The organism is Sphingomonas faeni, assembly GCF_023195535.1.
GTDB classification, from domain to species: domain Bacteria; phylum Pseudomonadota; class Alphaproteobacteria; order Sphingomonadales; family Sphingomonadaceae; genus Sphingomonas; species Sphingomonas faeni_B.
Genome location: NZ_JALPNF010000005.1, coordinates 90,211 through 104,492 on the forward strand (window position 1 = coordinate 90,211; position 14,282 = coordinate 104,492).

13 protein-coding genes are annotated in these 14,282 nt (G+C 63.2%); 8 read left to right on the top strand and 5 right to left on the bottom strand.

Annotated elements, in window-relative coordinates:
* Nucleotides 1-233: 233 nt before the first annotated feature.
* From SPHN_RS11470 to SPHN_RS11480, 3 genes are all read left to right on the top strand, one after another.
* On the top strand, nucleotides 234-959 hold the full coding sequence (locus tag SPHN_RS11470; RefSeq protein ID WP_248523435.1) for a haloacid dehalogenase type II: 726 nt from the start codon (nucleotides 234-236) through the stop codon (nucleotides 957-959).
* Nucleotides 960-1,076: 117 nt separating this feature from the next.
* Nucleotides 1,077-3,206 carry a hybrid sensor histidine kinase/response regulator gene (locus tag SPHN_RS11475; RefSeq protein ID WP_248523437.1) on the top strand — a complete coding sequence of 710 codons (2,130 nt, stop codon included), beginning with the start codon at nucleotides 1,077-1,079 and terminating at the stop codon, nucleotides 3,204-3,206.
* A 660-nt stretch (nucleotides 3,207-3,866) separates the two neighbouring features.
* The gene (locus tag SPHN_RS11480; RefSeq protein ID WP_432715082.1) at nucleotides 3,867-5,753 is read left to right on the top strand and encodes a ribonucleoside-diphosphate reductase subunit alpha; all 1,887 of its coding nucleotides are present in this window, start codon (nucleotides 3,867-3,869) and stop codon (nucleotides 5,751-5,753) included.
* A 139-nt stretch (nucleotides 5,754-5,892) separates the two neighbouring features.
* On the opposite strand, the gene SPHN_RS11485 is transcribed toward SPHN_RS11480, so the two are convergent.
* Nucleotides 5,893-6,153, bottom strand: coding sequence for a DUF2171 domain-containing protein (locus SPHN_RS11485; protein WP_187502156.1), 261 nt, complete (start codon nucleotides 6,151-6,153; stop codon nucleotides 5,893-5,895).
* Nucleotides 6,154-6,224: 71 nt separating this feature from the next.
* Between SPHN_RS11485 and SPHN_RS11490 the strand changes: the two genes are divergently transcribed.
* The 3 genes from SPHN_RS11490 (at nucleotide 6,225) to SPHN_RS11500 (ending at nucleotide 8,970) form a co-directional block, all read left to right on the top strand.
* Nucleotides 6,225-6,428 (top strand): hypothetical protein, encoded by a 204-nt coding sequence (locus tag SPHN_RS11490; protein ID WP_187502157.1) that lies wholly within the window; start codon nucleotides 6,225-6,227, stop codon nucleotides 6,426-6,428.
* 62 nt (nucleotides 6,429-6,490) lie between these two features.
* Nucleotides 6,491-7,543 carry a ribonucleotide-diphosphate reductase subunit beta gene (locus SPHN_RS11495; protein WP_132895561.1) on the top strand — a complete coding sequence of 351 codons (1,053 nt, stop codon included), beginning with the start codon at nucleotides 6,491-6,493 and terminating at the stop codon, nucleotides 7,541-7,543.
* Between the two features lie 5 nt (nucleotides 7,544-7,548).
* Nucleotides 7,549-8,970 carry an AAA family ATPase gene (locus SPHN_RS11500; protein ID WP_248523441.1) on the top strand — a complete coding sequence of 474 codons (1,422 nt, stop codon included), beginning with the start codon at nucleotides 7,549-7,551 and terminating at the stop codon, nucleotides 8,968-8,970.
* A 64-nt stretch (nucleotides 8,971-9,034) separates the two neighbouring features.
* Here the strand turns inward: SPHN_RS11500 and SPHN_RS11505 are convergent, their stop codons facing one another.
* Both SPHN_RS11505 and SPHN_RS11510 read right to left on the bottom strand, forming a co-directional pair.
* The gene (locus SPHN_RS11505) at nucleotides 9,035-9,817 is read right to left on the bottom strand and encodes a thermonuclease family protein (protein WP_248523443.1); all 783 of its coding nucleotides are present in this window, start codon (nucleotides 9,815-9,817) and stop codon (nucleotides 9,035-9,037) included.
* A 694-nt stretch (nucleotides 9,818-10,511) separates the two neighbouring features.
* Nucleotides 10,512-11,177, bottom strand: a complete 666-nt coding sequence (locus SPHN_RS11510) for an outer membrane protein (RefSeq protein WP_248523445.1) — start codon at nucleotides 11,175-11,177, stop codon at nucleotides 10,512-10,514.
* Between the two features lie 299 nt (nucleotides 11,178-11,476).
* Between SPHN_RS11510 and SPHN_RS11515 the strand changes: the two genes are divergently transcribed.
* The gene (locus SPHN_RS11515; protein ID WP_248523447.1) at nucleotides 11,477-11,695 is read left to right on the top strand and encodes a hypothetical protein; all 219 of its coding nucleotides are present in this window, start codon (nucleotides 11,477-11,479) and stop codon (nucleotides 11,693-11,695) included.
* A 33-nt stretch (nucleotides 11,696-11,728) separates the two neighbouring features.
* Here SPHN_RS11515 and SPHN_RS11520 read toward each other — a convergent pair whose 3' ends face one another.
* Entirely contained in the window at nucleotides 11,729-12,073 is a 345-nt protein-coding gene (locus SPHN_RS11520; RefSeq protein WP_248523449.1) for a DNA primase, read from the bottom strand.
* A gap of 79 nt (nucleotides 12,074-12,152) precedes the next feature.
* Nucleotides 12,153-13,412 carry a multidrug effflux MFS transporter gene (locus SPHN_RS11525; RefSeq protein WP_248523450.1) on the bottom strand — a complete coding sequence of 420 codons (1,260 nt, stop codon included), beginning with the start codon at nucleotides 13,410-13,412 and terminating at the stop codon, nucleotides 12,153-12,155.
* Nucleotides 13,413-13,540: 128 nt separating this feature from the next.
* Between SPHN_RS11525 and SPHN_RS11530 the strand changes: the two genes are divergently transcribed.
* Complete coding sequence (locus tag SPHN_RS11530; RefSeq protein ID WP_248523452.1) at nucleotides 13,541-14,038, top strand: hypothetical protein; 498 nt, start codon at nucleotides 13,541-13,543, stop codon at nucleotides 14,036-14,038.
* Nucleotides 14,039-14,282: the final 244 nt, after the last annotated feature.

Below are 14,282 nucleotides of genomic sequence, written 5' to 3' on the forward strand. Positions count from 1 at the left end.
GGGGCCCAATTGGAAAGGTCGAAGTAAACGCGCGCAGCATACGCCAATGCACCGCCCCCACTTGGGCCCCGGCCTCCGCCGGGGTGGTAGCTAGCCCGGGTGGTAGCTAGCCCGGGTGGTAGCTAGCCCGGGTGGGAGATGGCCCGGGTGCTGGACAACCCGAATTGGCACATAGGGACGCACTCACGCCCCCCCGCTCGGAACCAACCGCCCCCCGATACCGTCTCTCTCCCATGCCCCAGCGCACCCCCATCAAGGCCCTCGCCTTCGACGTATTCGGCACCGTGGTCGATTGGCGCTCCGGGATAGCCCGCGACGCCGCACCCGTTCTCGCGCGGCTCGGTCGCAGCGATATCGACCCGCATGCCTTCGCCGATGGCTGGCGCAGACGCTATCAGCCCGCGCTGGAGGAAGTTCGCAGCGGGCGGCGGCCGTTCGTGATCCTCGACACGCTTCACCGTGAGGCGCTCGAAGACCTGCTCCGCCACCATGCCATCGATCCCGCCACGCTCGACGAAGCCACGATCGTCGACCTTACCCACGCCTGGCACCGGCTCGACCCATGGCCGGATTCCGTCGAAGGCCTCACCCGCCTCAAGGCCCGCTATCCGGTCGTCACGCTCAGCAACGGCAACATCGCGCTGATGCTCGACATGGCCCGCCGCGCGCACCTACCCTGGGACGCGATCCTCGGCGCCGAAGTCAGCCGCGTCTACAAGCCGCTCCCCGAATCCTACCGCGCCACCGCGCGCATGCTCGCGGTCGACCCTGCCGAACTCTGCCTCGTCGCCGCGCATCACAGCGACCTCGCCGCCGCCCGCGCCGCCGGCTTGCAGACCGCCTATGTCGATCGCCCGCTGGAATATGGCGGCCGCCCCGCACCCGACGCCAACGACGCGCAGGACTGGGAGTTCAGCGTCGACAGCCTGACCCGACTTGCCGACGAGCTGTGCCGATGACCCGCCGACCCGTGGCGGCCAGAGTCGTGCGACCGATGGATTATCGTGGGCCGAGCCGGTATCGACCCGACATCGGAGTATACTCCGGTCCGGTGTGCGACCCGGCAGGACTCTGAGATGACAACAGACGCGAAGACCCCGGCGGGACAGCCGACCGCCGCAGCCGACTTCCTCACCGGTGGCGGCGATATGGCGACGATGATCCGCGTGCACGACTGGTCGTCGTCGCCGCTCGGCCCGATCGAGCAATGGCCGCAATCGCTGCGGTCGATCGTGTCGCTCATGCTCGCCTCGGAATTCGCGATGTGCGTCGCCTGGGGCCCCGAACTCGGCTTCCTCTACAACGATCACTACGCGCGGATTCTCTACGACAAGCACCCCGCCGCGCTGGGCGGTCGGCTCGATGTCATATGGTCGGAACTCTGGTCGGACATCGGCCCGCTGGTCGATCGCGCTCTCGCCGGCAAGGCGTCGTTCTTCGAAAACCTGCCGCTGGTCACCAATCGCAAGGGCTATGACGAGCAGACCTGGTTCACCTTCTCCTATTCGCCGGTGCGCGACGAGAGCGGCGCGGTCGCCGGCATGTTCTGCTCGACCTACGAAAGTACCGAGCGGGTCCTGATCGAACGCGCGCTCCGCGACGAGCGCGAGCGGATGGGCCAGATGTTTGCGCAGGCACCGACCTTCATGGCGATGCTGCGCGGGCCCGAGCACCGCTTCGAACTGACCAATCCGGGCTATGACAAGCTGGTCGGCCACCGTTTCATGCTCGGCCGCACCGTCGCCGAGGCCCTGCCCGATGCGGTCGAACAGGGTTTTCTCGAATTGCTCGACCATGTCTACGCAACCGGCGAGCCGTTCACCGCGTCCGGCATGCTCTATGCGGTACAGGCAGCGCCCGGCGGCCCGGTCGACGATCGCTATCTCGATTTCGTCTACCAGCCGATCCGCGACGCGAACGGGGCGGTCGTCGGAATCTTCGTCGAGGGCGCCGACGTCACCGACCGCAAGATGCTGGAGCGCGACCTGCAGGCGCTCAACGCCGACCTCGAACAGCGCGTCCGCGATCGCACGCAGGAACTGGTCGAGGCGCAGGAGGCGCTCCGTCAGGCGCAGAAGATGGAGGCGGTCGGCCAGCTCACGGGCGGCATCGCGCACGACTTCAACAATCTGCTGCAAGGCATCACCGGCAGCCTCGAGATCGTCCAGCGCCGCGTCGCGCAGGGGCGGGTCGGCGAGCTCGACCGCTTCATCACCGGCGCGACCACCGCCGCCAACCGCGCGGCCTCGCTCACCCACCGCCTGCTCGCCTTCTCGCGCCGCCAGCCGCTCGATCCGCGTCCGGTGAAGGCCAACCCGCTGGTCGCGTCGCTGGAGGATCTGCTCCGCCGCACGATCGGCGAACGAATAGAGTTCGAGATGGTGCTTGGTGCCGGCCTGTGGACGACGCTGTGCGATCCCAACCAGCTCGAAAACTCGTTGCTCAATCTCGTCATCAACGCGCGCGACGCGATGCCGCATGGTGGCAAGCTAACGATCGAGACGTGCAACGCGCATCTCGACGATCACTTCGCCGCCAGCCAGCGCGACGTGCGCCCCGGCCATTATGTCTGCATCTGCGTGTCCGACACCGGCACCGGCATGTCCGCCGACACCATATCGAAGGCGTTCGAACCGTTCTTCACTACCAAGCCGATCGGCCAGGGCACCGGGCTCGGCCTGTCGATGATCTACGGTTTCGCGCGCCAGTCGGAGGGCTATGCGAAGATCTACAGCGAAGTCGGCCAGGGCACGACGGTCAAGCTGTACCTCCCCCGCCATTACGGTGAAGCGGAGCAGGACGAGCCGCTTCCCGGCCTGACACAGGACCACGTTACCGACGCGGGCGAGATCGTGCTGGTGGTCGAGGACGATGCCGTCGTCCGGTCGCTGATCGTCGAGGTGTTGGGCGAACTGGGGTATCAGGCGGTCGAGGCGCATGACGGCCCGACCGGCCTCGAACGGCTGCGGACGATGGAGCGGATCGACCTGCTCGTCACCGACATCGGCCTGCCGGGGTTGAACGGCCGCCAGGTCGCCGACGCCGGCCGCGCGATGCGTCCCGGACTCCGCGTCCTGTTCATGACCGGCTACGCGGAAAACGCGGCGCTCGCAGCGGGCTTCCTGGAGCCGGGCATGTCGATGGTCACCAAGCCTTTCGCGATGGAGGCCCTCGCGACTCAGATCCGGACGATCATCGAGGGATAGGGGTAGGAAGCCGCCCTCTCCCTCCGTCACCCCCGGCGAAGCCGTGGCTGAGTGAAACGCCACCCAAACTTCGACCCTCCCCCGCCAGGGGGAGGTGGCGCCTTTAGGCGACGGAGGGGGAGGACACGGAACGAAGGTGGCGCTTACCTCCCCCTCCGTCTGGCGAGTGCCAGCCACCTCCCCCTGGCGGGGGAGGATCGTTAGGGACTTACCCCATATCAAGCGCCCCGCCCTCGCTCACAACCGAAGCAACATTTGCCACTTCGACCACCGAAATAATTTTTCGTTCCCGCCCCGTTCCCTTGCACATCGCGAACCCCGCAGAAGTCCACGCGTCGCGAATCCCCGCTTGCCCAGCCCCAAGACGAACGCGACGAACCGAGCCCCCGACCACCCCCGCACCCCCTTGCGTCTCCTCGCGCTTTGGCACAATCTCTTGGGGTTGCGTTCGGGGGCGGACCCAATGGCTGGTAGAACAACCCTTGCATAACCATATGCAACATGACCGTAAGCGCGCCTTCCACCGCCGCGATGGTCACTTTTTGTTCTCCCGTTTGCGCTCGCCCGATGGTAGCATGGCGACAGGCGACCGATTCGAACGAATACAGAACACTAGGAGCGGTTTCGATGGATTTCAGAGACAGCAGCCGGGATAGCGACATGACCACAGACACGATCGAACACACCACTGCCACCACCGAAGCCGAGGCCCCCAAGGCGCCGCGCCAGGCGCAGGACAGCCACTCCGTGCGCGCGCAGATCTACCCGGTCGAGGTCGATCACAGCCGCGACGCGCTGCTGACCGAATTCGGCAAGGACACGCTCAAGGATCGCTACCTGCTCCCGGGCGAGAGCTACCAGGACCTGTTCGTCCGCGTCGCCTCCGCGTACGCCGACGACGCCGGCCACGCCCAGCGCCTCTACGATGCGATCTCCAAGCTCTGGTTCATGCCCGCCACCCCCGTTCTCTCGAACGGCGGCACCGGTCGCGGCCTGCCGATTTCGTGCTATCTCAACTCGGTCCCCGACAGCCTCGGCGGCATCGTCGACACCTGGAACGAGAATGTCTGGCTCGCCTCGCGCGGCGGCGGCATCGGCACCTATTGGGGCAACGTCCGCGGCATCGGCGAGCCGGTCGGCCTTAACGGCAAGACCAGCGGCATCATCCCGTTCGTCCGCGTCATGGATTCGCTGACACTCGCCATCTCGCAGGGTTCGCTCCGCCGCGGGTCGGCGGCCGTGTACCTCGACGTCTCGCACCCCGAGATCGAGGAATTCCTCGAAATCCGCAAACCCTCGGGCGATTTCAACCGCAAGGCGCTCAACCTCCACCACGGCGTGCTGATCACCGACGACTTCATGGAAGCCGTCCGCAACGGTGAGGAATGGCACCTCCGCTCGCCGAAGGACCAGGCGATCCGCGCCACCGTCGACGCGCGTTCGCTGTTCCAGAAGCTCGTCGAGACGCGTCTCCAGACCGGCGAGCCGTACATCGTCTTCGCCGATCATGTGAACAAGGCGATGCCCAAGCATCACCGCGAGCTCGGCCTCAAGGTCTCGACCTCGAACCTGTGCTCGGAAATCACGCTGCCGACCGGCAAGGATCACCTCGGCAACGAGCGGACCGCGGTCTGCTGCCTGTCGTCGCTGAACCTCGAGACATGGGATCAGTGGAAGGACGAGAAGGGCCTGATCGAGGACGTCATGCGCTTCCTCGACAACGTCCTGCAGGATTACATCGACCGCCACGAGCCCGGCATGGAACGCGCCGCCTATTCGGCAGGCCGCGAGCGCTCGGTCGGGCTCGGCGTGATGGGCTTCCACTCGTTCCTCCAGGCACGCGGCATCCCGTTCGAGGGCGCGATGGCGAAGTCGTGGAACCTGCGGATGTTCAAGCACATCAGCAGCCAGGCCAACGAAGCCTCGATGCAGCTCGCAATCGAGCGCGGCCCCTGCCCCGATGCGGCCGATGTCGGTGCGATGGAGCGCTTCAGCTGCAAGATGGCGATCGCCCCCACCGCGTCGATCTCGATCATCTGCGGCGGCACGTCGGCCTGCATCGAGCCGATCCCGGCGAACATCTACACGCACAAGACGCTGTCGGGCAGCTTCTCGATCAAGAACCCGTATCTCGAAAAGATGCTGAGCGAGAAGTCGAAGAACTCGGACGCGGTCTGGAACTCGATCCTCGAACAGGGTGGCTCGGTCCAGCACCTCGATTTCCTCTCGGTCGAGGAAAAGGACTGCTACAAGACGTCGTTCGAGATCGACCAGCGTTGGCTCTTGGAACTGGCGGCGGATCGCACGCCGTACATCGACCAGGCACAGTCGCTGAACCTGTTCATCCCGGCGGACGTCGAGAAGTGGGACCTTCTCATGCTCCACTTCCGCGCGTGGGAGCTCGGCATCAAGTCGCTCTATTACCTCCGCTCGAAGTCGGTCCAGCGCGCCGGGTTCGCCGGTGGCGTCGAGGCCGACAACACCATCGACCTGCGCCAGATCGACGTCGAGTCGAAGGATTACGATGAGTGCCTTGCCTGCCAGTAAGGCGCCTCGGCTGCCAAAGGTGACCCTGGCCCGTGAAACACGGACCGGGGGGCGCCTGACGCAAAAAACCCCGGCCCGCGCGAAGCGGACCGGGGTTCGGGCAGTCTCGGCGACGCGTACGACACGCGCCGCGGAGGGCTCAGGCCTCTTCTTCGAACGTCACCGCCACGTCGGCGTTGGCGGAAAGCCGGACCTTGCCGTCTTCGATATCCGCAACCAGCCCGAGCGAGATGAAGTGATGATGCCCTTCATGGCGGCCCTTGCCCTCGACGACCTGCGCGCCCGAGTCCTTCTTGGTCAGCTTGATACGGTTGCCTTCGACCTTGTCGACGGTGCCGACATGGACGCCGTCCGCGCCGATGACTTCGGCATGTTCCTGGATCTGGGTTGCATCGACCATGGTCGTTCTCCTGTGGTGGGTTCCCCGATACGGGGCTCGGCATCTCAACGCACGTCATGCGAGTTCGCCGCATGACATATGGTTCAGCTATCATGTTCGTGGTCGCGGGCGTGCTCGGAATCGTCGGCACCGCGATGCTGCTCCGTCTGCGCAGCCCGAGCGTCACCGAGCAGCAGACCTACGCGTTCCGCATGATCGGCATCATGCTCACCTCGGGCGCGATCGTCCTCGCCATGTCCGCCGCCGCGATGTGGCAATGGAGCACCGAGACATGAAACACGCCACCTGATCCCACCAGTTTCCCGATATAAAACCAATTCCCCGAAAGGCTTACCCCATGTCCCTCCTTCACGCCTCCAAGCAGTACAAGCCGTTCGAATACCCCTGGGCGTTCGAGTTCTGGAAGCGCCAGCAGCAGCTCCACTGGCTCCCCGAGGAAGTGCCCTTGGGCGAGGATTGCCGCGACTGGGCGCAGAAGCTCAGCGATCACGAGCGCAACCTGCTCACGCAGATCTTCCGCTTCTTCACGCAGGCCGATGTCGAGGTGCAGGATTGCTACCACGAAAAGTATGGCCGCGTGTTCAAGCCGACCGAGATCAAGATGATGCTGACCTCGTTCAGCAACATGGAGACGGTCCACATCGCCGCCTACAGCCATCTGCTCGACACCATCGGCATGCCCGAGAGCGAGTATGGCGCCTTCCTCGAATATGCCGAGATGAAGGAAAAGCATGATTACATGCAGAAGTTCACCGTCGACAACGACGAGGACATCGCCCGCACGCTCGCCATGTTCGGCGGCTTCACCGAGGGCGTCCAGCTGTTCGCGTCGTTCGCGATGCTGATGAACTTCCCGCGCTTCAACAAGATGAAGGGCATGGGCCAGATCGTCACCTGGTCGATCCGCGACGAGTCCTTGCACTGCGAGGGCATCATCAAGATGTTCCACACCTTCTGTCAGGAACGCCAGTGCCTGACCAAGGCGGTCAAGGACGACATCGCCGACGTCTGCCAGACGACGATCCGCCTCGAGGACAATTTCATCGACCTCGCCTTCGAGATGGGCCCGGTCAACGGCATGACCCCCAAGGAGATCAAGAAGTACATCCGCTTCATCGCCGACTGGCGCATGACGCAGCTCGGCCTGAAGCCGATCTACATGATCGACGAGCACCCGCTACCCTGGCTCGCGCCGATGCTCAACGGCGTCGAGCACGCCAACTTCTTCGAACAGCGCGCCACCGAATATTCGAAGGCCGCAACCAAGGGCCAGTGGAACGACGTCTGGGACTCGTTCGACAAGCGCCAGACCGCGAAGAAGGGGCCGATCGCGAATGTGGACCTGAGCGAAGTTCGGGACATGTTCAGCGATTCGGTTGCGGCAGAGTAAATGCCATGGCCATCAATCGCATCCCGACCGTACAAGAGATTTTCCCGATTGTTGGAAAGCCGACGGTTACATACGTCGCACAAGATAGCGGGAGCGTAGAAAAGAAATTACGAGACGCAGTACAGTCTCGTGGTCAACTGTGCCTACTTACAGGGCCGAGCAAACTCGGCAAAACGACATTATACCGACGCGTACTATCCGAGTTAAAGATTCAGCCTATTGTAATTCGCTGTACGGAAGGCATGACCGTCAGGAGTTTTTGGGTCTCGGCACTCGAAGACCTTAACTTTGAGCAACTCGCCGAACGAGTGAAGAGCCTAGGAAGCTCACTCTCTGCGGATATTGGGGTAAGCGGCGAATTTGGGTGGGGATGGCTGGCCAAAGTCGTTCCATCTGTAAAAGTTTCCGCGACAGATAAATCCGAGAGCTCTATTAAATCCGCGTTCGTGAAAGCAGATTTGTCTGCAAAACATCTAATACCTGCCCTCAACGAGCTTCCCGTACTTTTAGTCGTTGAAGATTTCCATTATCTTTCTGAAGCAGTAAAGAAAGAGATTTTTCAACAATGGAAGTCTTTTGTAGATGAAGAAGTTAGCGTTTTAATTGTTAGCACATCACATCATGCTTCCGATATTGCGCGCTCCAATCCAGACTTACGGGGACGGACAAGGCATGTTGAGTTAGAAAAGTGGAATACCGACGACCTAGCTCTAATTCCTAAGCGCGGATTTGATATTCTTTCTATAAAAAATAGTGCTTCGTTGCGAAATTCTATTGCGATTGAAGCTTGTGGACTGCCGATCGTCGCGCAACAGATTTGCCAAACATTTGCGCTATCGCTTGATTTATCACCGTCATCGATAGATCGCCGAAAAGATTTTCAACCCTCTAATTTGCAAGATACTTATTCGAGAGTATTAAGCGATTTTTATTCTGATTACGACCGAGACTACGAACGGCTATTGGCCGGCCCCAGAAGTGGATCGAGGAAGTATGATACGTATAGCGCGATATTAGGCGCTTTTGCGCTAGAGCCTCTTGAGTTCTCTTTAAGAGAACATGTTCTTATCGATAGAATAAATGAGATATCGAGCGCCGATAGAATTCCTCTTGCATCGATTAATTCATCCCTAAACGCCCTAGGTAGTCATCAAAAAAGGATGGGCACCACACTACTTGAGTGGCAGCCACATCAGGACATGCTCCATATCGTAGAACCCACGTTCCTATTCTTCCTTCGTCAAAAACTTAAGGCTGCACGAGGAACATCAAGCAAATCGTCAGATATCAATACCCTCCTCAAAGAACTTATGATTAGGGTTAGGGGATTTGAGGGGTCGCAAAGCCGATTGCAATTATTGGAATCTCCAAACGAGCAAGGAAGCTTTTTTGGTGGAAGCGCCACTGATACAAAATCAGATGCGTAGAATATAAGGTAGAATTTCTCACTTCTAGATCTTCGTCATCAAATTTATACATTGTGATTTTCATTCAGCGGCACCAAGGCGAGCGCTTGCCGCCTCCATAATACCGCGCGAGCCCGTGGCGGACTAGGACGGCGCCCAACGACACGCCGCCCCTTTCGACGATGCGCAGTTTGCGGCCGTAGCGGTCGACGTCCCGCTTGATCGGGGTCAGCTTGAACGGACCGGCGTTCAGCATCCCTTGCATCTTCACCGTCGCCGCCTCACCCAGCCGCCCCTCGCGGGCGCAGCGGGGCGGGTGGGTTTCGGGGGTGTCGATGTCGGCGATGCGGATCTTAGTGCCCGCCATCCAGAACGTGTCGCCGTCGACCATGCAGTTGATCCGCTTGGCATGGCCGCAGATCGTGAAACGTGCCGATACGGGCTTGCCGCCCGATAGTGCAGATGCGGCGGCGGTCGACGCCGCGCTGGCGATGCCCGCTGCGGTGGCTAGAGTGCCGGTAGCGGCGGTCGCGCCACCGGCGTTGGCCGCAGCGCCGGCGGCGGCCGCCGCAGCGGACGACGCCTCCGGCTTGGCACCTTCGTCGGCCCCGCCCCAGCCTCCGGGCACGCGGAAATGGCCGGCGGGCCAGGCGATGCCGAACCCGGTCGGCCATTCGATCTTCAGTCCGGGCGGCACCAGCGCCGACCAGTCGATCTGGCGAATCACCGGCATCATCAGCCCGAGCAGCATGCCGTAGAACACCAGACGGAGTTGCAGCAGGACTCCGGGCGCTGGACGGCGCGCCGCCCCAACGCGGCGCGTGGCGCCGGCGCGATCGCCGCCCAGCAACCGCATGAAATCAAACACATACTCCATCGTCCCCCGCGCGTACGCGCGCGCGCGAGGATGTCACTCTCGCCAGCGCCAGCGTTGCGGCGAGCGGAGTCAGAAACGAGGCGAACGCATCGTGAACATCGCTCACCTGACGCAAGCCGGCCGAGGACGGTTCCGCGCTGCCGAACCGATGCCGATGTTCACCTGGTACCGAATGGGGTTGCCGGCCGTGGGACGCGGTAAACTTTCCGTCCCGAAACATCAGGCGCGCACACCGGGGGGGCCGTCAAACCGGTCGGTTAGTCTGCCAAATGCCCGGCAAGTACCGAACTATCTGCTCACCCTCTGATATGCCGATCCAACGCGCGCGAGCCAGCTACCAGGTCGATGCCGTGCAGTACCGGCCGGATACGGCGAACTCGTTGTCCTGCATGCCTCGGCCAGGCCCGGATCGGCCCGCGGCACCGCTCCCGCACCTCCCGGCCGACGCGGTGCCGAAAATCGCACCCGTCATCGATCCCGCCGCAAGCACCGCCATGCTCGCGGTCCCATGCTCGTGGTGCCATGCCCGGGGACCCATGCCCGGAACCGTGCGAGCGCCCATACTTCCGACACGTCACTCCCCCGCCCCCCCCCCGAACGCCAGACGCACGAAGGGCGGGAAATGGCCCTAGCCACTCCCCGCCCCCGTTACGCATCCAGCTTATACCTCTTGCGAGGCAAGGGCTTAGAAGTGCGTGATGATGCCGAGCATTGGACGGAAGCTCTGCGCGTCGCCGAAGGTGTTGACCTCGGCGCGGATGCGGAAGCCTGCGTTGCCGGTGATGCCCTTCAGGCCGATGCTCTGCGGACCGACTTCTGCGCCGATGCCGTAGGTGATCGCGCTGTAGTCACGGCTGGTGTCGCCACCGTTGGTCGACCGTGCCGAGAACTTGTCGAAGTTCACCCACTGGTAGCCGACCTTGCCGTAGATCAGGCCGCTGTCGCCAGCGCGGAAGCCGAAACGGCCTGCTGCGCCATATTCCCAATCGATGTTGCCTTCGATGCCCTTGATCACGTTGCCTTCAGCGCCGACGAAAACCGGGCCGAGCGGCACGTTCACGCCGAGCACGCCCTGGACCAGCGAGCCCGACGGACGATAGTTGTTACGCAGCGTGTTGTCGGCGTTCAGCGCCTGCGGGATGCCGTGGCCGCGCTCGTTGTCGAACTGCTCCCAACCGCCCATGACGCCGAAATACGGCTCGATGCCGAATGCCTTCGAGCCGTCCGGAGCTGCTGCTTCGCCGGGCTGCGCGCTGTTGTCGGTGGGGGCCGGTGCCGACATGTCCTGCGCGAAGGCGGGAACTGCGACCGTTGCAGCGGCGAGGGCGATTGCCAGGGAAAGCTTACGCATGTGAATTTGACCTTATACCGTGTGTTGCGTGGATCCCCGACTGCACGGTGCGTCGGTTTGGTCCAGGCATGTCGAAACAGGCCGGCGAGCACATGGTTGCACAAAAAACGTCACATTCAGGGAACTGTTCCGTTGTGTTGCGCTACAGCAACGGTTCCTGTCAATTGGATGAACGAACCATGTCAATAACGGCGCTCAAGCTGCCAAAATACAGCGGAAAAGTGGCAAAAAGCAGCCGGCGCACCCATTAAGGCTGTCCGTTCATGGAACAGTGGGATCCGGTGTGCAGTGCAGCATGAATGGGGTTTTCGCGTCTCTTTTCGCGTCTCTTTCGCAGCCGCTGGACGGCACTGTTCTGGTCGACGGGTATCCTGTGGACCGCCTATGCCGTCGCCGCCGATGCCCCGGAACCGCCGACGAACGCAACGTCGGGAGCGGCCACCGCGCAACCGACCGATGCGACCGGCGTAACCTTCGACGCCCGCGATCTCGCCATCCTGGCGAACGCGGGCGGATAGCGACGCGCCCATCCTGAGCGCGTCGCGGACGGATCAGGGCTTCAGCGCGACGTCGTCGGCATCGTCCAGGTCTTCGTCGTCGTCGATGCTGCCATCGTCGAGTTCGTCCTGGACATCGTCCTCGTCCATGTCGGCCTCGTCCATCGTGACGGAGGCGTCGGTCTCGCCGACCTCTTCAGAGTCCATCTTGGTCTCGTCGATCGACTCGTCGTCCGTGTCGTCTTCGCCCAGATCGGGTTCGAGGTCGGTCAGGATGACGCCGTCGCTCGGCCCGTTGCGCGTGGCCTCGAGGATTTCGGCGCGCTGGCTCTCGTCATAGCCCTCTTCGTCATACCCGTCGTCGCCCGAACCGGCACTCGGCACCTGATGTCCGCCCATGGTCACACTCCCTCGTTCCAGGACGCCCGCGTGTCACGGGCTTACCCGATGCGAACGGTGGACGTGCCCGGTGGTTCCTTCAAGCGCGCTTGGGCGCGGTGGACGCAGGCCGGAACAAGCGACCCCGCTCGGTGACCAGGATCGCCAGCAACGCCGCCAAGCCTGCGCCGAGGAACCCCGCGACCAGCGGCACGGTCGTGCCGTCGAACGCCTGCCCGATCAGCGCGCCGATCACCGCGCCGACGGTCACGCTCAGGAACCCCTGCACGCTCGACGCGGTACCGGCGATCCGCCCCATATTCTCCATCGCCATCGCCGAGAAGTTCGACGTCGCCAGTCCGAAACACCCGAGCGTCAGCGCCTGGAAGACCGCGAAACTGACCAGCGTCTCGAAGCCGATCTCGATCGCGAACAGGTGGACCAGCGATACCAGGATCAGCAGCGACAGCGCGCCGTGGCTGATCAGCCGTGTCCCCAGCCGCATCACGATCCGCGAGTTGAGCAGGTTGCACGCCGCCATCGTCACCGACGTCGTCGCGAAGATCAGCGCGAGCAACGTCGGCTTGTGGAACACGTCCGCCATGATCTGCTGGATCGAGTTGAGATAGCCATACAGCGACCCCAGCAGCGCCGTCGACGCGAGCGTGTAGCCCAGCGAATTGCGGTCGACGAGCGTCTGCCGCCAGTCGCTCAAGATCCGCCCGGGCGTGATCGGCAGGACGTTTTCTGCCGCCAGCGTCTCCGGCATCCGCAGATAGAACCAGACCAGCACACCCAGCGTCAGCACCGCGACCGTCCAGAAGATCGCCCGCCAGTCACCGAACTGGAGCACCGCCCAGCCGAACGTCGGCGCCAGGATCGGCACGATCATGAACACCATGAACGCGATCGACATGACCCGCGCCATCGCCCGGCCGTGATAGCAATCGCGGACCAGTGCGATCGTCGCCACGCGCGCCGCTGCGATCACCGCGCCACCGAACACCCGCGCCGCCAGCAGCAGCGTGAAACTTCCCGCGGTGGCGCAGGCGACGTTGGCGATGATGTAGAGCACCAGCGACCAGAGCAGCACCGTCCGCCGCCCGAACCGATCCGCAAGCGGCCCGTGGACGAGCTGCGCGACGCCGAAGCCGATCACGAACGCGGTGACCACGAACTGGCGGCTGTTCTCCGACGCGACGCCGAGCGAGTCGCCGATCGCCGGCAGCGCGGGCAGCATCGAGTCGATGCCGAGCGCGGTCAGCGACATCAGCGAGGCGACGAGCGCGACGAACTCGACGAAGCCGATCGGCGCGCCACGCATCGCCGGCGCGTCGGAGTGTTGGTCCTGGGTCTGCATGATGCCAGCGCGTTTACCCGCTCGGGCGGGCGCGCGAAACCCGCTAACCGGCGCGGTTCGGAGATGATTGCGCGATACGCCGATGCCTCCTATCTGTATTGTCATAACAATACACTTCGGAGGCATCCATGATCCGCCCGCTCTTTCTCGTTACCGTCGGTCTCGTCGGCATGCTCGCGCTAGCCGCCTGCGACCGCTCGAACGAGGGCGCGTCGGTGTCGATCAACGCCGATGGCGGCAACGTCCTCGGCGCGATCAACGGCGAGACCGGCGAGATGAAGATCGACGTCCCCGGCTTCCAGGGCTCGGTGAAGCTGCCGAAGATCAGGATCGACACCGGCAATTTCGATCTCAACGGCGTGCGACTGTATCCCGGCTCGTCGATCAGGAATTTGAACATCGTCGGCGACGACAAGAACGGCGGGCTCCGCGTAGCCTTCGCCAGCCCCGCCACCCCGACGATCGTCCGCGACTGGTTCGCCGACCGGCTCGGCAAGGTCGGCTACCAGGTGCATTCCGAGGGGCCGAACCTGATCGGCACGACCGACGAGAACAAACCCTTCCGCCTCGAACTCGCCCCCGACGGCGCGGACAAGGCGACGGGCACGATCGTCATCAGCGGGTAACGCTCCCCTTCCGTCATGCCGGGCTTGTTCCGGCATCCACCGTTCCGCAAACCCGAAAGACGTGATGGCGCGGAACAGCGGACCCCGGAACAAGCCCGGGGTGACGGAGTGGCAGCCCTAGTATCCTTCCCCGCTAGGGGGAGGTGGCTGGCGCTTGCCAGACGGAGGGGGAGGCATGCGCAACGTGCGTTCCGTGTCCTCCCCCTCCGTCGCCTTTGGCGCCCCCCCCCTGGCGGGGGAGGAT